The 19,213-nt window shown below is 49.1% G+C and carries 26 protein-coding genes; 18 read left to right on the top strand and 8 right to left on the bottom strand.

Annotated features, from left to right (window positions below):
• Positions 1 to 137: 137 nt before the first annotated feature.
• From VFC92_06650 to VFC92_06620, 7 genes are all read right to left on the bottom strand, one after another.
• Positions 138 to 653, bottom strand: a complete 516-nt coding sequence (locus tag VFC92_06650; GenBank protein HZK07864.1) for a hypothetical protein — start codon at positions 651 to 653, stop codon at positions 138 to 140.
• A 76-nt stretch (positions 654 to 729) separates the two neighbouring features.
• Positions 730 to 1,302 (bottom strand): phage virion morphogenesis protein, encoded by a 573-nt coding sequence (locus VFC92_06645; GenBank protein HZK07863.1) that lies wholly within the window; start codon positions 1,300 to 1,302, stop codon positions 730 to 732.
• A gap of 82 nt (positions 1,303 to 1,384) precedes the next feature.
• Complete coding sequence (locus VFC92_06640; protein HZK07862.1) at positions 1,385 to 2,584, bottom strand: phage minor head protein; 1,200 nt, start codon at positions 2,582 to 2,584, stop codon at positions 1,385 to 1,387.
• 26 nt (positions 2,585 to 2,610) lie between these two features.
• Positions 2,611 to 3,876 (bottom strand): DUF935 family protein, encoded by a 1,266-nt coding sequence (locus tag VFC92_06635; protein HZK07861.1) that lies wholly within the window; start codon positions 3,874 to 3,876, stop codon positions 2,611 to 2,613.
• A 5-nt stretch (positions 3,877 to 3,881) separates the two neighbouring features.
• Positions 3,882 to 4,313 carry a phage protein Gp36 family protein gene (locus VFC92_06630; protein ID HZK07860.1) on the bottom strand — a complete coding sequence of 144 codons (432 nt, stop codon included), beginning with the start codon at positions 4,311 to 4,313 and terminating at the stop codon, positions 3,882 to 3,884.
• Between the two features lie 53 nt (positions 4,314 to 4,366).
• Positions 4,367 to 5,875, bottom strand: coding sequence for a phage terminase large subunit (gene terL, locus VFC92_06625; GenBank protein ID HZK07859.1), 1,509 nt, complete (start codon positions 5,873 to 5,875; stop codon positions 4,367 to 4,369).
• Entirely contained in the window at positions 5,868 to 6,347 is a 480-nt protein-coding gene (locus VFC92_06620; protein ID HZK07858.1) for a hypothetical protein, read from the bottom strand. Before VFC92_06620 ends, terL begins: the two co-directional genes overlap by 8 nt.
• Before the next feature lie 277 nt (positions 6,348 to 6,624).
• On the opposite strand from VFC92_06620, the gene VFC92_06615 reads away from it, so the two are divergent.
• The 10 genes from VFC92_06615 (at position 6,625) to VFC92_06570 (ending at position 13,022) form a co-directional block, all read left to right on the top strand.
• A complete protein-coding gene (locus VFC92_06615) occupies positions 6,625 to 7,752 on the top strand; it encodes a head maturation protease, ClpP-related (GenBank protein ID HZK07857.1) in 1,128 nt (375 codons plus the stop codon).
• A gap of 4 nt (positions 7,753 to 7,756) precedes the next feature.
• Positions 7,757 to 8,704: a hypothetical protein gene (locus VFC92_06610; protein HZK07856.1), complete on the top strand. Its 948-nt coding sequence runs from the start codon at positions 7,757 to 7,759 to the stop codon at positions 8,702 to 8,704.
• A gap of 154 nt (positions 8,705 to 8,858) precedes the next feature.
• A complete protein-coding gene (locus tag VFC92_06605; protein ID HZK07855.1) occupies positions 8,859 to 9,194 on the top strand; it encodes a hypothetical protein in 336 nt (111 codons plus the stop codon).
• Positions 9,181 to 10,269, top strand: a complete 1,089-nt coding sequence (locus tag VFC92_06600) for a hypothetical protein (GenBank protein HZK07854.1) — start codon at positions 9,181 to 9,183, stop codon at positions 10,267 to 10,269. Before VFC92_06605 ends, VFC92_06600 begins: the two co-directional genes overlap by 14 nt.
• A 2-nt stretch (positions 10,270 to 10,271) precedes the next feature.
• Positions 10,272 to 10,583: a hypothetical protein gene (locus VFC92_06595; protein HZK07853.1), complete on the top strand. Its 312-nt coding sequence runs from the start codon at positions 10,272 to 10,274 to the stop codon at positions 10,581 to 10,583.
• Positions 10,584 to 10,606: 23 nt separating this feature from the next.
• A complete protein-coding gene (locus VFC92_06590; GenBank protein ID HZK07852.1) occupies positions 10,607 to 10,876 on the top strand; it encodes a hypothetical protein in 270 nt (89 codons plus the stop codon).
• A 2-nt stretch (positions 10,877 to 10,878) separates the two neighbouring features.
• On the top strand, positions 10,879 to 11,106 hold the full coding sequence (locus VFC92_06585; protein ID HZK07851.1) for a hypothetical protein: 228 nt from the start codon (positions 10,879 to 10,881) through the stop codon (positions 11,104 to 11,106).
• Positions 11,084 to 12,277: a DUF2586 family protein gene (locus VFC92_06580; GenBank protein HZK07850.1), complete on the top strand. Its 1,194-nt coding sequence runs from the start codon at positions 11,084 to 11,086 to the stop codon at positions 12,275 to 12,277. Before VFC92_06585 ends, VFC92_06580 begins: the two co-directional genes overlap by 23 nt.
• A 5-nt stretch (positions 12,278 to 12,282) precedes the next feature.
• Positions 12,283 to 12,696 carry a hypothetical protein gene (locus tag VFC92_06575; GenBank protein ID HZK07849.1) on the top strand — a complete coding sequence of 138 codons (414 nt, stop codon included), beginning with the start codon at positions 12,283 to 12,285 and terminating at the stop codon, positions 12,694 to 12,696.
• Positions 12,697 to 12,710: 14 nt separating this feature from the next.
• The gene (locus VFC92_06570; protein HZK07848.1) at positions 12,711 to 13,022 is read left to right on the top strand and encodes a hypothetical protein; all 312 of its coding nucleotides are present in this window, start codon (positions 12,711 to 12,713) and stop codon (positions 13,020 to 13,022) included.
• Positions 13,023 to 13,182: 160 nt separating this feature from the next.
• Here VFC92_06570 and VFC92_06565 read toward each other — a convergent pair whose 3' ends face one another.
• On the bottom strand, positions 13,183 to 13,362 hold the full coding sequence (locus tag VFC92_06565; protein HZK07847.1) for a hypothetical protein: 180 nt from the start codon (positions 13,360 to 13,362) through the stop codon (positions 13,183 to 13,185).
• A 21-nt stretch (positions 13,363 to 13,383) separates the two neighbouring features.
• On the opposite strand from VFC92_06565, the gene VFC92_06560 reads away from it, so the two are divergent.
• Genes VFC92_06560 through VFC92_06525 form a run of 8 tightly spaced genes read left to right on the top strand, consistent with a single transcriptional unit; the run spans position 13,384 to position 19,210 of the window.
• Positions 13,384 to 15,603, top strand: a complete 2,220-nt coding sequence (locus VFC92_06560) for a phage tail tape measure protein (GenBank protein ID HZK07846.1) — start codon at positions 13,384 to 13,386, stop codon at positions 15,601 to 15,603.
• Positions 15,600 to 16,190, top strand: coding sequence for a DUF6046 domain-containing protein (locus VFC92_06555; protein ID HZK07845.1), 591 nt, complete (start codon positions 15,600 to 15,602; stop codon positions 16,188 to 16,190). Before VFC92_06560 ends, VFC92_06555 begins: the two co-directional genes overlap by 4 nt.
• A complete protein-coding gene (locus VFC92_06550) occupies positions 16,180 to 17,130 on the top strand; it encodes a hypothetical protein (GenBank protein ID HZK07844.1) in 951 nt (316 codons plus the stop codon). Before VFC92_06555 ends, VFC92_06550 begins: the two co-directional genes overlap by 11 nt.
• Complete coding sequence (locus VFC92_06545) at positions 17,127 to 17,630, top strand: hypothetical protein (protein ID HZK07843.1); 504 nt, start codon at positions 17,127 to 17,129, stop codon at positions 17,628 to 17,630. The genes VFC92_06550 and VFC92_06545 overlap by 4 nt, the downstream gene beginning before the upstream one ends.
• Before the next feature lie 6 nt (positions 17,631 to 17,636).
• Positions 17,637 to 17,867, top strand: a complete 231-nt coding sequence (locus tag VFC92_06540) for a hypothetical protein (protein HZK07842.1) — start codon at positions 17,637 to 17,639, stop codon at positions 17,865 to 17,867.
• Positions 17,868 to 17,927: 60 nt separating this feature from the next.
• Positions 17,928 to 18,221, top strand: coding sequence for a hypothetical protein (locus tag VFC92_06535; protein ID HZK07841.1), 294 nt, complete (start codon positions 17,928 to 17,930; stop codon positions 18,219 to 18,221).
• Positions 18,214 to 18,504, top strand: a complete 291-nt coding sequence (locus VFC92_06530; protein HZK07840.1) for a hypothetical protein — start codon at positions 18,214 to 18,216, stop codon at positions 18,502 to 18,504. Before VFC92_06535 ends, VFC92_06530 begins: the two co-directional genes overlap by 8 nt.
• A gap of 1 nt (position 18,505) precedes the next feature.
• Positions 18,506 to 19,210: a hypothetical protein gene (locus VFC92_06525; GenBank protein HZK07839.1), complete on the top strand. Its 705-nt coding sequence runs from the start codon at positions 18,506 to 18,508 to the stop codon at positions 19,208 to 19,210.
• The last annotated feature ends 3 nt before the right edge of the window (positions 19,211 to 19,213 follow it).

Here is a 19,213-nt window from a genome sequence, read left to right as displayed (position 1 = left end):
ACCAGTGGGAGCTTGAGAAGTTTAAGAAAAGGATGGATGCTGAACAGAAGCATGATAAAGCCCCAAGGTTATAATGGCTGATTATAACCTTGCAGGGTTATTACTACAAAAGCTCCGGACTGGTACCGGGGCTTTTTTTATTGCACCACCACATGTGGCACCGCTTGCACCTTGAGGTATTGCTTGGCAGCGTAGGCATCATAGATGGCAGTGGTGTAGGTCATATTAAAAACCCGCAGGCCATCGGCGCGGCGTTCGGTGTTGAAGGCCGTGCGCATGAGCTTGCCAAAATGCACGTCCAGATACCCACCGTTACCATCCTCCAGCACGTGGCCGCCAAAGGTATGCAGGGCGGCGTGTACCTGGTTTAGCAGCTTTAGCTGTTGTGCGGCATCGGCCAGGGTAGGGCTGCCGGCGTGGAAGTCGGCATAAATGTCGAGAGCCAGGCGTATGCCTATTGTTATTTCGCCCTGCTGGTGTCCCTGCCCCAGGTTGTTCCACTGGCAGTTGGCCAGGTCGATGAAGATGGCAGGGAACTGCACGGGGTAGTTCTCGTCCAGGCTGTCTATCTGCCCTGCTTCGAGGTCTATCCACAGGGGTTCTGCAATTTTGCTTTGCAGGCGCGTTACGATTGATTGATACAGGATGTCCATTGTATTGATATTGTTATGTTGAGACGCACGGCCGTGCGTCTTTACGTTCCTGGTTGAGGCGCACGGCCGTGCGTCTTTACGTTCCGAGAATGCGGTTGATGTCTTTGATGAGTTCGTGTTTTATTTTTGCTTTGAGCTTTATGCTGTCGCCGATGAACTGGCGACGTGGCATGGTGGTGTTTTTGCGGCCAAACACTTTGGCTTGTCCACCACTGTTATGGATGTCGGCATAGGGCTGGTCGCTGAATATGATGGCGCGCCCCGGTTCGAGCCGGTACTGTATGCTGTCTTTCAGGTCTCCGGTGCGTCCGTTAAGGGCTTTGCGTTTGGTGGCAGCGGGGCTGTAGTTGGTTACAGGGTTGGCCTTGCGGGGCTTGTACTTGCCTTTAGCCTTCCAGCGGCGCGGGTGGTTATCGGGTGTGGCCACGCGCGAACCGTACTCGAAGCCATACCAGTAGCTGTTGCTCACGGTTCGCTTTGCGGGTTTCCAGGGCACCAGGCTGCTGTCGGTGAAACCGCCATCCAAAAAACTTTTTTTGAAGTGGTTCACCGCCTCAATGCCCATGATACGCGGGGCATCGCGCTCGATGTAATGTTTGACCTGCGCGGCATGTTGTGTTAATTTTTGCGAAAATTGTTGCGGTGTCATGTTTTGTATTATCTTTGTGCGTGAAACGACATCCAGACCGGCCACAGTTACGGTAAGTGGTACCGCACCCTGGATGTCTTTTTTATTTTATCACTTTAATATTGTAAAGTGTTATCTGTCCATCCCATCTCTCTTCAATATCAAACTGATAACCTCCGTCTATTTCAAAAAAATGATAATTCTTTATTTTCCTTTTTTTCACCCATTGAGCATTTGTGTAATCACTTTTGATTACTTTTTTTGAACCAATATAATTACATTTATTTATTAGTTCAGGCAGGTTTATCAATGATTGGCATCTTGTATCAAACCATTTATCCCACCGCAAGTTTTTTTCAACTGAATTTTTAGTTATCCTCACATCTAATGTTGATGTTTTTGTTTCAAGTTTAAACACATTACCAATAAAATCCGTAGCAATATCAAGAACACTTCTGGTTTCGTGTTTGAATTTCAAAAAACTGGTTTCATTTTCAATAAGTACAGATGTTGCTTTACTTACCTTACTAATCATCGGATGTTTATCGGTAAATATCTGCCCATCCTTACCTGGATTGTTGCGCATTGCCTGGGGCGGCTGTTTTATCTCCTCCGGTGGTTGGGTAGTACCTTTATCGCTGCGGCGTTGCTGCACGCTGCACTTGCATCCCCAGTCTGCAGGCGGCAGCCAGGTATCCCAAAATGGGTCATCCAAAGCCTTTATTACGCCATACAATTTCATATGCTCGCTGCGGGGAGTTCCGGCGGTGCTGGGCATGTACTCCAGGTAGGGGTAAAGGTCGGCATCGGCGGCAAAGTTTTGCCAGTTTTTGGCGGCACGGGTACTGCGCACGGTATGTTCGTACTCGCTTCGCATGTAGTTCGTGTTGTATTTTTTATTGATGCTGTTTATGGCATCTGTATCATCTACATCCATAAGCTCGGCGGTTTGCCAGGCAGTTTTGTATCCGGCAAAGCGGCTGGCATTGTTGCGTAGTTTCATGGCCATATCAAAATCGGGGTGGTCGTACTTTAAGCCCGGATACACCTTGTCGATGGCCGCCGTGAGATTGTCGCGGGTGTATCGGTAGAGGTCGGGGTTGATGTGCAGGGACGCACGTCCGTGCGTCTTTACATGCCCCTGTACATCCACATATATTTCGAGCATTGTTTTTTCGTCGATGCCGGTGGCGGGCGGTTGCGGCAGTTCCACGTTAACAAAGGCCGTGGAGCCATGCACAGGGCAGCCGCTTTGGTTTTGGTATAGGGCTGCTATTTCAGCCCCGGTAAAGTTAAGGCGCACGTTTGTGCGACCCCTACCGCCGGGGCTTATGCGAAAAAATTGAAAAAGCGTTTGAAAAGATTTTCGGTTTCGTTCTTGTCATCTTTAGAGACGGACGTCCGTCCGTCTTTACTTGCCGCACTTGCCGCCGTGAGTGCTTTGCGCTGCTCATCCTGTTCGGCTTTTAGCTTTTTGTAATTTTTTGGCTTGGGTACGTCATAAGTTTCATACCAGTAGTCGTCATCAATTGGTACACGGCTGGCCAGTTGCATGTCGATGATTACGCGCTGCGAGAGGTCAACCTGTGTTTTTTCTTCAAAGACAAACTCGCCATTTGTGGTATTGATGCCCAGGCTGGATAAGATGTCGGTCAGTTCATAGTTGAGCGTGTCGAGCACAAATCGGCGGTCGCTGTGGGCAATCTTATCTTCCACATCCTGGTGCACGGTTCCCAGTGCCTGGGTACCCTTGTCGCCCTGGTCGGTGGTGAGGGTGTTGCCAAGGATGAGTTTGCTCACCTCGGCATTGCACAGGTCTATCAGGTCGGTGTATAAATCGCTGTTTCCGGATTTATCCGGGGCGTCGATAAGATTGATCTGTGTATTTTCCGGATGAATAAAAATACCACTCGATCCCATGTTTTCGAGGTCTTCGCGCAGTTTTTGGCGTGCCACTTCATCGTAGCCATCGTATATACCTTCGCGCATGGGCTGTCCAAATATTTCGGCAAACTGTGCAAAGTCGCCCATGCCGTTGCGCTTGTAGATGATGTGCGGGGCCGCCTTGCAGAGCAAACCCAGGTCGCGGGGATTGCCTACCTCCAATAGGTTTTGGTAAGCTCCATCGCGGTATGGCAGGCCGGTGGTATCGGTTTGCGTGCGTAGCAGGGTGCCATGCACAGGGTTGATATGCTTGCGCGGAATCAGGTCGTAGGCGATCCAATTACCCAGTCGGTAAAACTGAAACACGCTGTGTCCCCAGAGTATGGTGTCGATCAGATCGGCAATGAAGGAGCGAAACCAGGGACTGTCGATTTGCATCGTTACATTTTCGTCCGCCGTGCCGTTTTTAACAAATTGTATGTTGCCGGTAAGTACTGCTGTTTTGCGTTTTTGTATCACCGCCGAGAGGTGTGCATCTATCAGCACATCGTTGTAGATGTCGTAGAGGTCGTGCCGGCGTGGCAGGTTGATGCTCTCTGCGCTTTTGATTGCGTTGCGCCATTTAGCAATGTCGAGGTTGTCGCGCTTAGGCTGCGAAAATATGACCTGCTGTATGACCAGGTTTTTGGATTCTGCTTTTTTTACTGCCATGATTATTAGTAATGGTTATTTCGTTTTGGGTTTGATGCAATAGCATAGTTGATAGCTCCGCCCTGGTCGCCGCCTGTTCCGGTAGCCAGTGGCAGGCCGGTCGGGTTTATCTGGCCATCCTGCACTTGCTTTAGCCAGTCGATAGCGCGTTCGTACCTGTCCTTGCGCACCATAGGGAACTTTACGGGGTTGTGTATGGCATGCAGGTGGTACAGCGTTATGTCGATGGCAAACATAAGCAGCAGGCTGTGGCGGTCGGAGCCTGTTTTATTGAATATTTTCGTAGTGTCGTATCGTGATGCCAGGTATCCGGCTATCTCCTCCACGGCCTGGGCTTCTATTATCTCGAGCAGCCCACTCTCGGTTCGTGTGATGGCGTTGAGTATCTCGGTATGGATGGCGGCATCGTAGTCGGTTTCGGTGATGAATGTGTTCATGTGGTCTGTTTTGTATATGTTGACGAAACGCACGTCCGTGCGTCTTTACATTCCTAAAATCTTTTTGGGTTGGTGAATGGATTACGGCGGATGTGTACCGGCGGCGTTGATTCGCGGAGCTTGTTGTTTATAATCCACACGGCACCTTCTACGGCATCGGGTCCGTCGTCGTGTGCGCGGCTTCCTTTTTCAAAGCTCAAGAGCTGGTCGATAAGGCGCTCGGTGTCGGGGCAGGTTTTAAGGCGTTCATCGAAGAGCACCAGGTTGCGTTCAAACAGGGGGCTGATGGCTTCGATGCGGGCAAACTTATCTGGTTTTTTGCGTGCATCGGCTCTTACAGGGAACTGCCAGCCCCGGGTAATGCCTTCTTTCTGAAACTCGTCGAGGATTAAATCCTGCAAAAAGTTGGCCTCCATGTAGTAGCCCACCAGTGCTGTTTGTGGCAGGTTCTGGTGGAAGTCGAGCCAGTAGCGCACCATTTCACCTATACTGCATTTGCGCACAAAGCTGTTGATGATGTAGTAGTTCTTATCCTTTCTGCCTATGGTGATGATGGCTTTGTAGTCGCTGGTGCGGCTGTTTTTAAAGCTTGGGTCGCAGTAGCTGACAATCGTATTATAGGTGTTGATGCGTGGAGCCGGCGCATAGATGATCCAGTCGCGCTTAAACACGGCACCCTCGGTAATAGGGTTGTTAAAGAGTTCCTGCTGCGAGGCACGGTAGCCCAGCTTATCGGCCACAGCTTGTATCTCCTCTTTGCTGTATTTTTCGGGCCACGCCGGATCGCCTTTATCGTCGAGTGCATTCACACGGTCGTGATAAACCCCGTGCATATCGGCCAGTCGAGCCACCAGGCTGTTGTGGCTTATGCGGTTTCCTACCACGATAAATCTGCCCCTGCCCATGTCCATGGCAAAGTATAGGGCTTTTAAAGCCCAGTCGGTAATCTGTGTCACGCGGTCGGGGTTGCGGCACAGCTCGTCATCGTCCACATCGTCAAGCACGATGTAATCGGGGCGGTGCTGGCGGTAGCGCAATCCCCTGGGGCTTTGGCCACGTCCCAGGGCAAAAAAGCCACAGCCGTCCTGGGTAGCAAAGCGGCCCTCCTCCCAGTTGCCCCACAGCAGTTGTTCGCCAAAGTCGGCAATGTAGCGGCGGTTGTTTTGCAATTCGGCTTGCAGGTCGCTAAGCAGGGTCTGGGCGTTCTTTTCATTTTTGCCTACCAGTACCATTACATGCAGCATTTTTTTTGCTTTCAGCCACAGGGGTATCATAATATCAAAATGGGTGGATTTGGCATGGCCTCGCGCCCACTCAAAGACAGCCATCAGTTTGCCTTCGCGGGCGGTTCGGTTTGCGGCAGCTACATGAAATTTGCCACTACCCGAGGTAGCCCATGCCGGGAAGTAATACGAAACAAAAGCAGCATAGTCTTTTAAAAGCAAGGCTATGCGTTTCTGTTTGTCCTCTTCTGATTCCTGCAGGAAGTTTTGCCAGGTACTTTCGTAAATTTCCTGCGAACGGGCGGCGAAGCGGCTGCGTATTTCTTTAACGCTATCCATCCAGCACCTCCTTATTTACTTTGTCCATCACCTTGTCCATGTGTCGGCGCACGCTTTTCAGTTCCTCATAAAGCCGCTGCTTGCCCTTTTCGCTTTTGGTGCGCTGCACCTCGGCCAGGTAGCTGTCGGCCAACTGGTCGAAACCCTCTGCCACCCAGGCCAGGGATTTATTGACCGGCGAGAGTTTTTCGAGCGAAGAGGTGAGCTTAACGATCTGGTCTGGCGAGAAGGTGGGTTTTTCGCCGCGCGACATCTGGTCGTAAGTGTTCAGGATGGCGTTGCGAATTTCGGCCAGGCTAATGAGCGATGCGCGCCGTGCTGTTTCAAAATCGCGCTCTTGCGACCACCGGCTTACCGTTAGCTCCGACACACCAAGCATGTCGGCGATGGTGTGGTAGTCGAAGCCTTTTACATAGAGCTTTTTGGCATAGCTGATTTTGTTTTCGCGTTCTGCCTTGCTAAATTGTGCCATTTTGTTTTTTAAATTTTCCACAAACATAGACACACGCGGGTTTGCGCACAAATAGTTAGTTTGTCATTTCGGGATTTAACTAAACCATTTCGGGATTTAACTAAATGGAAAACTAAGGATTTGCAATTAAAGCTCAATGTATATCATATTTGCAGCAGAAAATGGAGGCGAAATAAGACGATTTGCCGCAATAATTAAAAAAGGTTGACACATGCACGTAAACAAAAAGATAATCAATTGCGAAGGTTGCGAAGCCGCTTGCGAAGGAAATTAAACGATGGCAAGATACTATAACATACATGCTACCTCGGCAGACACCTGCAAGATATTGCTTTACGGCATAATAAGCTCGTACAGCGAGGACGTGAATAGCAGGGGCTTTGCCAACGATTTTGCCGATGCCGAGAATCGTTACAAAAACATTAACGTACACATCAACTCCAACGGGGGCGAGGTGTTCGAGGGTATTGCCATTTTTAACATCATCCGCAACAGCGCAGCCAACATCACTATTTACATCGACGGAGTAGCTGCGAGCATGGCCGCAATAATCGCACTCTGTGGCAAACCGGTAAAGATGAACCGCTATGCAATGCTGATGCTTCACCGGGCATCGGGAGGCGGTTATGGCAATGCTACAGATATGGCACGCGCTGCTGCCGATATGGAAAAGGTAGAAAACATCCTTGTAGATATACTTGCCGAGGGCATGGCTATTGAGCCTGATGAGGTGAAAGCACTGTACATGGACGGGCAGGATCATTGGATCACCGCTGATGAGGCATTAAAAGCCGGAATAATTACAGAGATATTCGACGGCGTAAAGGTAAAGCTGCCAGCGCAACTTGACGGGCAAAATAAAGCAGCCGTAATTTTTAATCAATTCAATAATTTACTAAGTAAACCGAACATGAAAAACCTATTTCAAAAACTGGGTTTGAAAAACGAAGCCAACGAGGACGAGGCTGTGAAGGTGGTAGAAAGCATGCAGGATGCTGCCGATACCGAAAAAAGCCGTGCCGATGCCCTGGAAGCCGAAAACAAAGCCCTGAAAGCTAAGGTGGCCGACTACGAGAACAAAGAAAAAGAGGCGCACACAGTAGCTATCGAGAGTATGCTTACCAGCGCCATAGGCACCGGACGCATCAAAGCGGAGCATAAAGACACCTACAAAGCCATTTTGGAAAAAGACTTCGACAATGGCAAGACCATCATCGAGAGCCTACCGGCCATGCGCCGCATGGTGAACGAGTTTGGCGAACCTTCCAATGATCAACGCAAAGATTGGACATTTAACGACTACCAGCGCAAGGCGCCAAAAGAGCTTGTTGCTATGAAAGCTAACGACCCGGAGCGCTTTAAGGCGCTGTACAAAAACGAGTATGGAAACGAAATAAAACTTTAAAGAAATGGGACTGAATCAAGAAATCTGGAGGAAATACATCCTCGACCAACTGGCCAGCAGCAGCGAGTTCCTTGCACACGCCTATCGCGTGGACGAAGACAACATTGTGAACGGCAAAATAGTACACATGCCCAACGCCGGCACGGATCCGGTGGTAACCAAAAACCGCTCAGTACTTCCAGCAACGGTAGTTACCCGCACCGACATTGACGTGATCTATCTGCTGGATGAGTTCACCACCGCACCGATAAATATTACCGACGTGGAAAAGGTGGAGTTGAGTTACGATAAAATCGAAAGCGTACTGGGCGCCCACGTGCGTTCACTGCGCGAGGCTATCAGCGACTGGACGATATTCGACTGGCTGAGTAAAAACGTTAACGCCTCTGCCAACACAGCAGTAGCGTGGGGGGGTGGTAAGTTTATAAGCACCAGTGGCGTTGCCGGCACCGGCAACGGGCCCAACAGTCAGGCGTTGAAGAAATTCTCATCCGCCGATCTGGCCGCAGCCCGGCTGATGATGAACAAACTGAACGTGCCTAAAGAGAACCGCTTCTGCTTGTTGCCGTCGATAATGTATGACGAGCTGATGGCCGAGATGGCCGGCAGCACTGTGGCTAACCTGGAGCTGCTCAAGAGCGCCAACCTGCCCGACGGTGTGCTGACACGCCTTTATGGTTTCAACATAATGGAGCGCAGCAGCGTGGCACTGATGACCAAAGCTACCCCCACGGTAGTAGCTCCCGCAACTGCCGAGGCCAACACGCATGGCTATGCCGCAATATGCTGGCAAAAAGACATGGTAGAATCGGCCATTGGTGAGATAAAGATGTTTGAAAACGTGAACGACCCCACCTACTACGGCGACATCTACAGCGCCCTGGTGCGTGCCGGTGGCCGTGCCCGATGGGCTGATGCCAAAGGGGTGATCCCCATTGTGCAAACAGCATAAACGTAAAAACCCATAACTGAAAGGGTGAAAGCGCAGTTGAAAGCGTGCGAGTAGCCCGAGAATAAGAAGACCCACAGCCACAAGGGCTGTGGAGACAAAATCCCCGCCCCGGTGGGCGGGGGTTTATTAACAACAAAAAAATGTGCTGAAACGGATGAAGGAAATGATAATAACAGCAGTGTTTAGCGCTATAACCGGACTGGCAGGATGGATTGCCGGGAGGCGGAAAAGCATGGCACAAACGCGCACTATCGAGATTGAGAACGTAGAGCGTGCGGTTAAAATCTGGCAGGAGCTGGCAGAGAACTACGCCAAAAAGCTGATGGACGTGCAGAACGACATCGACCGCGTGAGTGCCGACAACCGGCTGCTGCGTGCAGAAGTTGACGAGTTGCGCAAAAAAGTCGCAACGCTTACATGCAACAACAAGAAACTGAATAAGAAGATAGAAGTATTAACAAAAACAGAAAACGACAATGAAACAGTTTAAATTGCTAATTTTATTTGCATTTATTGCACTCTTCTCCTGTGCGCTAACAGCGCAGGAGCTTCCAATGCGTCCACAAGGCGTAGAGCACGTAACCGGGCTAATTTTGAGACAAACACAGGGTTTACAAACCGGTGACTGGGTGTTTACCTATTATGAGCAAGGGAAAACAAAATACATGACAGGAAAACAAGAGGTTTCAGAAATTCACAAGGACAACGGCATGGTGATTTCTGCTCTTAACAGCAATCAACCGGAACACCCAAACGGGAATCCAATTGGTGTTGTCGTCAAAGCAGGGCTTTGGCGAGATGGAGATATGTTTGAACTCAACCCCCTTGCTATTTATCAATATACCGGCAAACCTAATATGCAGGACGAGCGACAGGTAAAACAGGCAACCGCAGGGGCGTTAACTATTTATTATTTCTATCAAAGTCAAATTGGCAACGCTATTTCAGACTTAAAAGAAGTGCCTTATTTTACGTGGTATTACAGTCAATGCCCGGCACTTAAACAGTCAACTATTGACGCCGGCGAGGTCATAATTACAGATAAGGTATCAATTAGCGCTTTTAATCCATCTTTTTGTAAGTCGTTTACAAGACAAATTATCAAAGGCACCGGCAAAATAGTGATGGTGAATACTTATATCCCTTATTATGTAATCGGCACTGGTGATCAGGAGGAGGTGATCATCCGGATTAAAACAATTCCTTTTGACAACTGCAATGAAGATCAGGTTATCTTCGACTGCAAAATAAAGCTGAAAAAGCCTGCTGTTGTTGTCACTGATTTATCTAAGCGTAAGTTTAACCTATTGATGAAATATTGTTTTGATGTTTCAAAAGAAAATGGCAAAATAAAAGCCTGCTGGACGGACAAAAGGTGGGACGAGGAGCTGCCAAAATTCAAAATAGAGGTATGGACACACAGACCAGGGTTCTGGAAGTCTGAAATAGTAGAAACACGCTACACCAACGATCCGCGACCATGCGAAACCTTCACGATTCCGCCTAACTTTACGTATTTAAAAGTCACCGCTGTAGATTACGGCTATACAAAAATATACCGGTAAAAATGCGCCTTAAGGACAACTCAGTTATAATACAAGGCATCCGGCCTGAATTGTTATTTGCAATGCAGGTAGTAGATGGGGTGTACGATACTCACGGACAGGAGCTTGTGATAACAAGCGTTGTAGATGGCGGGCATGATTTTACCTCTTTACACTATTCCGGCGGCGCTTTCGACGCACGCACATTTTACTTTACAGTCAAGGTGCTTCATAGTGTGCATCGCGAAATCAAAAAAAGGCTGGGCGTCGATTTCGACGTAGTGCTCGAGAGCAATCACATGCATATCGAATACCAGCCAAAGAGGAGGAGCTAATTAATGAAATACAAAAAGAGATTATGAAACCATACGATGTTCTTGACGACTTAGCCGCTAACCTGGACGAAAAAATAGTTGCGCGCGGCATAGTAGAAATGCTCGACGGTCCGGTGCTAAAGCTTGCGCTTCGGCGTGGCTACGATTCGTTGCACAGATTGAAGCCAGAGCTTGCAGATGAGGCAATAGAGCTTGCCAAGGCATATCTCGATGCAGATGCAAATGCAATGATCGACGAAGCCGCCGACCTGGGTGCAGCAGTTTTAAAACTCATCATCTTTAAAAGGAAGTAGCAATGAGCAAAAAAATAAAACCAGCAAAGCAAGCAGCTCCTGAATTTATCAACGAAGCAGCCAGAGAACTCTTTGCAACACATACGTGCGACGCTTTCTACTTCACCGCCGATGGTACCGCATTCAGCAAGTTGCATCATGCAGAGCTGCATGCACATTCGCTTAAGCAAACAGAGATACAAACCATAACCCGTAAGGAGGTAAACGATGCTCCCGAAGATAAAAATTAACTATCAAAATGGCGCTCTTGGAAGAGTGATCCCCTCGCCCGATGGCGTGTATGGCCTGATGACCACAGGTGTGGCAGTGCCCGACACCTTTGCGCTAAAAACCACCTACACGGTGCGAAGCATAGACGATGTACAGGATGTGCTTGGAATTACATTCGAGAATAACCCGGGTCTGCACAAGGTGCTGCGTGAGTTTTATGAAACCGCCGGCGACGGAACGGAGCTATGGCTGCGTGCTTACGCCGATACGGTAACGATGACACAAATGCTCGACCTCGCCATAGCCGACAACGTAAAGTCGTTGCTGCACGAAGCCAATGGCCGCTTGCGTGGATTGTTTGTGCACCGCACACCCGATGTCAGCTACGAATCTGTGACCACTGGCGGCATGGATGCTGATGTGTTTACAGCACTCAGTGCAGCCATGCTGGTGCGCAACTATACCGACGACACCATGAAGGCACCGGTGTTTGTGGTTGTAGCAGGCCTTGCCTATACAGGCGCCTCACTTACCGACCTTACTGAACGCACCGATAACGCTGCTGCCGTATTTGTCGGCGATACCGAATCGGGCACCGGTTGCGCTATTGGCTTGTTGGCCGGCAGGCTGGCAATGATGCCTGTGCAACGCAATGCCGGGCGTGTAAAAAATGGGGCAATTTATTCAGCAGGTTACGCTTACATAGGCGACAAGAAAGTAGAGAATGCCGACATTGAGATGCTGCACGACAAAGGCTACATCACCCTGCGGCAGCACGTAGGCCGTGCCGGGTACTTCATTACCGACGACCCACTTGCCACTTTACCTACCGACGACTACAACGGTATAGCCGTGCGCCGGGTTATCGATAAGGCTTACCGCCTGGCTTACGAAACTATGACTACCGAGCTGCTCGACGAGGTGAGCGTAAACGACCAGGGGCAGGTTAGTGTGTCGTATGCCAAAAGCATCGAGAACAAGGTGGAGAATGCCATCATCAATGCCATGACGGTGAATGGTGAGCTGGGCAACGACCCCGCCGACCAAAACGACACCGGAGTGGTGTGCCTGGTTGACCCTACCCTGAACGTACTTGCTACGGGCAAGATAGTAGTAAGTCTGCGCGTAAAGCCCTTTGGGTATGCAAAATACATCGAGGTAAACCTCGGATTTAAAATCATAACACAATAAATATCATGTTCGACAGCAGACAATATGAATATGCCGACATCACCCTCGAACTGGGTGGGCGGATAGTAACCGGAGCGCGTGGCGTAAAGTACAGCAGCAAGCAGGAAAAAGAAGCCGTGTATGGCAAAGGCAATGAGCCGCAGCACATACAGCGAGGCAACCTTAGCTACGAAGGAGAGTTTTCGATGTTGCAAAGCGAGCTTGAAACCCTGCGAGCCCTGGGCAAAGGCAGTGTGCTAAACCTGCGCATGGATGCCGTAGTAGTGTATGGCAACCCCAGCAACGGCGATGTGGCCGTTACCGACAAAATCCGTGGTATCGAATTTACCGAGGATGCCAAAGAGATGAAGCAGGGCGATAAATTTATGGAGGTAAGCCTGCCCTGGATAGCCTTGCGCGTACAGAATCAGAAACCGTAAAAACAAACAAGAGCATGGACGAACAAAAATTGACAGGCCAGGTAGGCCAGGAGCAAATAGACGCCTGGAAAAAGCAGTACGGCAAGGTGTCGGCAATAAAAGTGGACGGGCATATCGGGTATTTGAAAAAGCCTGACAGGCAATCGCTGGCCTATTCTGCTACCGTAGCGCAAACCAACCCCATGAAAAGTAATGAGCTGCTGCTAAATGCGTGTTGGCTTGGTGGTAGCGAGGCGATAAAAACGGATGATGAATTGTTTTTTGGCGCGTCGGCAAAACTGGCCGACCTGATTGCGGTAAAGGAGGCTGAGCTGGTAAATTTATAGAAGGCGTTTCCGGTAGTTTAGAAAAAAACTGGATCGGTTACCTCAACACCATGATGCGCTATTATTTGCACATCAACCCGGAAACGCTCAACGATTACCAGTGGTCAGAGACATACGCACAACTGGCCGACATACGGGAAAAGGAGCGCCGGAGCAACAGCTAAAGATTGTTACGCTTTCTGTACGCATCAATCCATGATTGGCTGTCGTTTTTGGTTCTTGCGTCTCCTCCTTTGAGCCAGGTAATGAATGAGATTACAGCAGCCTCGATAAGTGCGTAGGCGATGTAAAAAAAACAGGCGCCTACAGCCAAAACAAGTATTACAGCAAGAATATTCATAGCCCCAAAGATAGAAAATAAATGGACAGCAGTGTAAATTATATTATTTCTGTTTCAGGTAACGCCGCTACCGGCATTACCGCAGTAGCTGCTGCGAGCAATACTGCCACGCAAAAGGTGACGCGGCTGGGGTCTGTATTAAGACGTTTAGGCGATCAGGCATTCGCGCTCAATAATATCAGCCAGGCGCTTACATCAGTAAAGCAAAGTATTGATGCTGCTATCCAGCCTGGCATCGAATACGACAGTCAGTTGAGCGAGCTTTCAGCTATTGCCGGTATTACCGGGAAAAACCTGAAAGAGATAGGGGGATATGCACGTCAGAATGCTAAGGAGTTTGGTGGCGGAGCAGCTAAGAGCGTAGAAAGCTATAAGCTAATACTGTCGCAACTGGGGCCAGAAATAGCCAAAACACCGGCAGCATTGAAAGCGATGGGCAAATCGGTAAGCATACTGAGTAAAACGCTTGGTAACGATCCTGCTGCTGCAACAGAGGTACTCACCTCGGCTATGAATCAGTATCAGGTATCGCTTGACGATCCTATTGAGGCAAGCAAAAGGATGGCTGATATGATGAATGTGATGGCTGCTGCTGCCCGTGAAGGATCGGCAGAGCTCCCACAGATAAAAGCAGCCCTCGACACCTCCGGCATGGCCGCAAAGATGGCAGGCGTATCCTTTGAGGAATTAAATGCAACCATTCAGGTACTCGACAAGGCTGGTAAACGTGGTGCAGAGGGTGGCACCGCAATCCGCAATACGCTATCTATCCTGTCGCAGGGCAGGTTTATGAAGTCGGTGGTAGGTGATGAGATGGACGCTTATGGAATAAGCATAGATGCCCTGGGCGATAAGAGCCTTTCGCTTGCCGAACGGTTAAAATTGCTGAAGCCTGCCATCAATGACACAGCGTTGATCACTAAGATGTTTGGGCGCGAAAACCAAAATGCCGCCCTGGCACTCATTAGTGGCACAGAAGAGATAGAGCGCTATACCACTGCAGTTGCAGGCACCAATGCAGCACAGGAGCAGGCGGGCATCATCATGGGCAGCTTTGCCGAAAAAATGAGCCGTATCAAATCCCGCTTTGACGATTTTAAAATTAGCTTATTCAGCATCGTACAAGGTGCTTTACCGGCAGTAACAGCCGGAGTTACCGTTTTACAAGGGGCAGTATCCACACTTACGCTTGTAAATGCAATGGCAAGCATTGGCGAGACTGCACTTGGAGCCGCAATTAGCCGTCGTGCTAAGAAGATGCGAAGTGCCGTTGCAGATACCTGGGCGCTGGTATATGCCGATGGCACCTGGATGGGAATGTCGTTTCTGGCTGCCGGTGCTACCTATGTGCTTACCGCTGCTGTCAAAGCTTTGAGTACAGCAATCTACAACATCCCTATAATCGGCTGGGTTGTACTTGGAATATCGCTATTGATAGGAATGTTCAAATTATTATGGGAAAAATCCGAGAAATTCAGGCAAATACTTTTTGGCGTATGGGAGGCTGTGAAGGCAGTGTTTAGCAATATTGGTGTGGTAATTTCTACAATTTGGAATAATATCATAAAACCCGTTTTCATGGCTTACATTAATGTTTGGAAGTGGGTAATTGGTGGAATATGGCAAGGCATTCAATGGCTATGGAACATTATCACATCGGCAGCATCTGCTGTTGCAGATTTCTTTACATCGATATGGACGTGGATAACCGGTACATTTTCTGGCATAGCTAACTGGCTCAACGATAATCTGCTGCAACCAATCAAAGATGTTTTTAGCAAGCTCTGGGGATTCGTCGGGGCTATTCTCAACAAGATAATAAACGCTTTGGCTAAGCCAATTGCGTGGATTAAAGGATTGTGGAATAAAATCTTCCCGGAAGATAAGTTCAAAGATGTTGGCGAGGCTTACGGTGAGGGTGTGGTGAAAGGAACTAAGAGCTGGGCTGATTCGCAGAAAAAGAAAAAGGGTGAAGCAATACCAGGTATTGATTCAGCAATATCCGGACAGCCTGCCGGCGTTGCACCAGGCAATCAGTTAGCTGGCAGCGATGCTGCGGGCAAAGGTACCGAAACGATTGTGCAAGGCGGCACCCGCAACACCGAGATCAATATCAACTTCCGCAACATGGTAGAAACCATAACCTTTAGCGGCACCCTGAAAGAAAATGCAAACAACCTGCGCCGCGAGGTGGAGGTAATAATGCAACAGGTACTTAACCAGGCGAGGGCAACAGCATGACAAGCGTAAGAGCCACCGGTTTTAATGTACCACCTTATTGGCTTAACAATAAGGTGGTGGTGATAAACCCCGACCGCATCGATGACCAGGCGATGGATGTGTCGGTGATAAACTATGACCGTAACTCGGGCAATGTTGCTATCGCCGATGACTTTTCGGCTATCAGGCACCAGTACCCGCTTGTGTTTGACAGCCCGCTGCTCAATCAGTTTCAATTTCCTATTGACCCTTTTATCTCATTATCGTTCAAAAACAGCATTACACGGCGTCAGGTAGCAAAAGGAACCACGCGCGGCACAGTAAAGGAGCGATGGACAGAGGACGATGTGGAGATTACTATCACAGGTATTTTTATGAGCGATACACTTGACGAGCCAGAGGAGGTGGGGCGGTTGCACGATTATTTTGAGCTGCACGAATCTATCAAGGTAATTTGCCCGCTATTGAATAACCGCAGCATAAACATGATAGTAATAGAAACTCTCGATCTTCCACATACCAAAGGGGCGGGCAATCAAGCTTATCAAATCAAAGCTTATTCTGACGATGTATTTGAACTCTTAAAACAAACCAACAATGTTGCATAATCTAAGCTGGCATATTACCCTGGGTACCTGGCAACTGCTGATGATCGACAGCGTGGAGATAACGCGCTCTGTGGAGCAGTTGAGTGATACGGCCACCATCACCCTGCCGGGGAGCGTATTTAATAAGGCTTTGGAGATTGAAAGCAAGATAAAGCGCGGCGACACGGTAAAGATAATGTTAGGCTACAACGAGGTGCTGGTAAAAGAGTTTGAAGGCTTTATTGAAGCCATCGAAACCAACGACGGCAGCATCAGCATCAAGTGCGAGGATGCCATCTACAATCTGCGAAAGCCGGTGGGCAACATCGAATTTACAAACCCTGATGTGGCCGATGTGCTGGCTTATGTGCTAAAACAGGCCGGAGATTTCGCCCTGGTGTGCGATTACCAGTTTAAGTACGACAAGTTCACCTGTATCAATACCACCGCCTATAAGGTGGTAAAGCAAATACAGGAGGAGACCAAGGCCAATATTTACATGAAAGGCGATGTGCTGCACGTGCATCCGCAATACAAAGAGATATTCGGGGAAGCAGCCTACAGCTTCCAGCAAAACATCGAAAGCAGCGAGCTGGAGTACCGCAATGCCGAAGACCGCAAAACAGAGGTGGTGGTAGAAGGTAAGAGTAAGGATGGTAAGGTAATACGTGAAACCGCCGGAGAAAAGGGCGGCGACACCATCACGATAAAAATGGATGGTGTTAGCGACCCGGCAAGCCTCAAAAGCATGGCCGGGGAGCAGCTCAAAACCAAAAGCTATACTGGCTACTCAGGCAGTTTTACGGGTTGGCTCGTGCCCTGGTGCGATGCTGGCTACAAGGTGAGTATTACCGACCGCGACTACGAAATAAAAGATGGCACCTACTACGTGCTGGAGGTGGTAACCACATTCAGCAAGTCTGGTGGTGTAAGAGAGGTGAAAATAGGAATGAAGCTATGAGCACAACACTGAACGACATAAAAGATTCGCTACAGCATATAGCCGGCAACTCGCAAAGGCAGGTTGTCTTTGTGGGACAGGTGGTAAAAGCTACCGATGCCACAGCCGACGTGCGCTATAACGACATGACTTTCACAGGCGTGAAGCTCTTTAGTATTGAAGCAGCAGGCGGCCTGTTGGTAAAACCTGCTATTGGCAGCATGGTAACGCTGATGGATATGAGCCGTGGCCAGCTTCGCGACCTGGCTATAATAAAGGTGGATACGCCGGAATTGGTGAAGATGGAATTTAACACCCTGAAAATTGAAGCCGACGGCAAAACCGGTAAGGTGGCCATCAGTGCATCCGGAGTGAGCCTGCTGGATTTGTTTAACAGCCTGGTATCCATCATCAAAACTTTAACGGTAAGCACACCGGCGGGGCCATCAGGAACGCCATTACCGCCCACCATGCAGGCAGTGGCTAAGTTAGAAACGGATTTGAAACAGGTTTTAAAATAGATTGAAATGCTGGTTAAAGAAACATTAAAGACTGAAATTGGAGCAATGCTCCTGGCTATGACCAAGGAAACCGACCAGGCTGCGGCTATGGATAAGTTTGCTGATAAGCTGACAACAGCTATCGACAACTACATCAAGTCGGCAACCGTAACGGTAGCCGCCGCAATACCGGTATCGGTTGATCCGGTAACGCATATTGGAGGAACCACGGCACCAGGCACAGGAACTATATCATAGGAAAATAAAGATGCACGGCCCGCGCGTCTCAACATGCCACGGCCACGCGTCATCAGAAATATGGCAACACACAACGACATACTATTGGATGATAATGCCGACCTGCTGATCGAAAAAGGAGACTTGGTGGTTGCCGACAGTCTCAATCAGCAGGTAGGCTTTCTGCTCCTCTTTAACAAAGGCGAGGTGAAGCAACACCCGCTTACAGGGGTAGGTCTTGCCGGGATGATAAACGACGAAAGCATGAATGAGGTAACCCGCGAGGTACGCAAGCAGCTTAAAGACGATGGCATAAAGCTGGAAAAAATAAAAATGGAAAACGGCAAATTATACCTTAAAGCAAATTATGAATAGGGTAAAAGTACAGGTGGGGCAGTGCCTGCTCGATGTGGTGATACAATGCACAGGTAGTATTGAAGGGGCTTTTGATATGCTTGCAGCCAATCCTGTGCTCACCGACATCACTGACCAGCCAGAAGCCGGAACTGTACTCAATACCTCCGCAATCATCAATAAATATGTGGCCGACGAATATCGCAATAACGCCATCACCCCGGCTACAGGCCTGGCAGAAGCGGTAACCGCCGGCGATGGCATAGGATACTGGATTATTAACCAAGACTTTATTGTACAATAAAATGGCACAACGCACACGACAAATATTAAAAGGCTACTTCGAGACCGGCGACAAGCCTAACCAGGATGAGTTTGCCGACCTGATCGACAGCCTCTTTAACCTCGCTGATGATGGCGGGGCAAAGGTGAAGCTATTGCTCGAAGCGCTCAACGGGCTTGCAAAGCTCAAGAAGTCGGCAGTGCTCGGTGCTGAGAGCGCTCTGAACCTGCGCGCAATCGGCGACGTGATGAGCGGAAACTTCGTTAGCGGTATGACCAACATACTCAAGGGCGACTTTTGGATTCACAATCCGGAAGACCCCAACACACCTGCAGAGGGTGGGGTTGCCGTTGGCGACTGGGTGATAGCCAGGCGCGACAATGTAACAGATTATAATTATGAAAACGATGCAAACTGGCGCATTCAGCATTTTGGCGATACTACCGTAAACCAGCAGGTGTACGACCTGAAGCAGCTGCGTATGTCGCCAACCGTAGGCGGCGACACAATAACGATGACCGGCATAGATGCCAGGGTGATTAATATTGTGATTAACAAACTCACCTACATGGGTAAGCCCGACGACGGCGAGTTTGGCAACTATGATTATGTTTATCGTACATCGATGCTCAATGGCAGCACAGATATTCAACTTAATGAAGACATGCTGGGCTTCAGGTTTATGCCCGGCATGGTGGTAGATATAACTTATCAACTTAACAATTAACAA

The organism is Bacteroidales bacterium (assembly GCA_035647615.1).
GTDB lineage: Bacteria > Bacteroidota > Bacteroidia > Bacteroidales > 4484-276 > SABY01.
Note: the sequence above shows the minus strand (reverse complement) of the source record. Positions and strands in the feature narration are given on the sequence as shown.

Excerpts from the sequence above, each read along its gene's own strand:
- VFC92_06605 (HZK07855.1), top strand. The coding sequence starts at position 8,859 with ATGAAGGAAATGATAATAACAGCAGTGTTTAGCGCTATAACCGGACTG.
- VFC92_06525 (HZK07839.1), top strand. The coding sequence starts at position 18,506 with ATGGCACAACGCACACGACAAATATTAAAAGGCTACTTCGAGACCGGC.
- VFC92_06545 (HZK07843.1), top strand. The coding sequence starts at position 17,127 with ATGAGCACAACACTGAACGACATAAAAGATTCGCTACAGCATATAGCC.
- VFC92_06575 (HZK07849.1), top strand. The coding sequence starts at position 12,283 with ATGTTCGACAGCAGACAATATGAATATGCCGACATCACCCTCGAACTG.
- VFC92_06555 (HZK07845.1), top strand. The coding sequence starts at position 15,600 with ATGACAAGCGTAAGAGCCACCGGTTTTAATGTACCACCTTATTGGCTT.
- VFC92_06530 (HZK07840.1), top strand. The coding sequence starts at position 18,214 with ATGAATAGGGTAAAAGTACAGGTGGGGCAGTGCCTGCTCGATGTGGTG.
- VFC92_06595 (HZK07853.1), top strand. The coding sequence starts at position 10,272 with ATGCGCCTTAAGGACAACTCAGTTATAATACAAGGCATCCGGCCTGAA.
- VFC92_06565 (HZK07847.1), bottom strand. The coding sequence starts at position 13,362 with ATGAATATTCTTGCTGTAATACTTGTTTTGGCTGTAGGCGCCTGTTTT.
- VFC92_06590 (HZK07852.1), top strand. The coding sequence starts at position 10,607 with ATGAAACCATACGATGTTCTTGACGACTTAGCCGCTAACCTGGACGAA.
- VFC92_06650 (HZK07864.1), bottom strand. The coding sequence starts at position 653 with ATGGACATCCTGTATCAATCAATCGTAACGCGCCTGCAAAGCAAAATT.
- VFC92_06615 (HZK07857.1), top strand. The coding sequence starts at position 6,625 with ATGGCAAGATACTATAACATACATGCTACCTCGGCAGACACCTGCAAG.
- VFC92_06580 (HZK07850.1), top strand. The coding sequence starts at position 11,084 with ATGCTCCCGAAGATAAAAATTAACTATCAAAATGGCGCTCTTGGAAGA.
- terL (HZK07859.1), bottom strand. The coding sequence starts at position 5,875 with ATGGATAGCGTTAAAGAAATACGCAGCCGCTTCGCCGCCCGTTCGCAG.
- VFC92_06585 (HZK07851.1), top strand. The coding sequence starts at position 10,879 with ATGAGCAAAAAAATAAAACCAGCAAAGCAAGCAGCTCCTGAATTTATC.
- VFC92_06550 (HZK07844.1), top strand. The coding sequence starts at position 16,180 with ATGTTGCATAATCTAAGCTGGCATATTACCCTGGGTACCTGGCAACTG.
- VFC92_06535 (HZK07841.1), top strand. The coding sequence starts at position 17,928 with ATGGCAACACACAACGACATACTATTGGATGATAATGCCGACCTGCTG.
- VFC92_06610 (HZK07856.1), top strand. The coding sequence starts at position 7,757 with ATGGGACTGAATCAAGAAATCTGGAGGAAATACATCCTCGACCAACTG.
- VFC92_06620 (HZK07858.1), bottom strand. The coding sequence starts at position 6,347 with ATGGCACAATTTAGCAAGGCAGAACGCGAAAACAAAATCAGCTATGCC.
- VFC92_06630 (HZK07860.1), bottom strand. The coding sequence starts at position 4,313 with ATGAACACATTCATCACCGAAACCGACTACGATGCCGCCATCCATACC.
- VFC92_06540 (HZK07842.1), top strand. The coding sequence starts at position 17,637 with ATGCTGGTTAAAGAAACATTAAAGACTGAAATTGGAGCAATGCTCCTG.
- VFC92_06635 (HZK07861.1), bottom strand. The coding sequence starts at position 3,876 with ATGGCAGTAAAAAAAGCAGAATCCAAAAACCTGGTCATACAGCAGGTC.
- VFC92_06645 (HZK07863.1), bottom strand. The coding sequence starts at position 1,302 with ATGACACCGCAACAATTTTCGCAAAAATTAACACAACATGCCGCGCAG.
- VFC92_06570 (HZK07848.1), top strand. The coding sequence starts at position 12,711 with ATGGACGAACAAAAATTGACAGGCCAGGTAGGCCAGGAGCAAATAGAC.
- VFC92_06560 (HZK07846.1), top strand. The coding sequence starts at position 13,384 with ATGGACAGCAGTGTAAATTATATTATTTCTGTTTCAGGTAACGCCGCT.
- VFC92_06600 (HZK07854.1), top strand. The coding sequence starts at position 9,181 with ATGAAACAGTTTAAATTGCTAATTTTATTTGCATTTATTGCACTCTTC.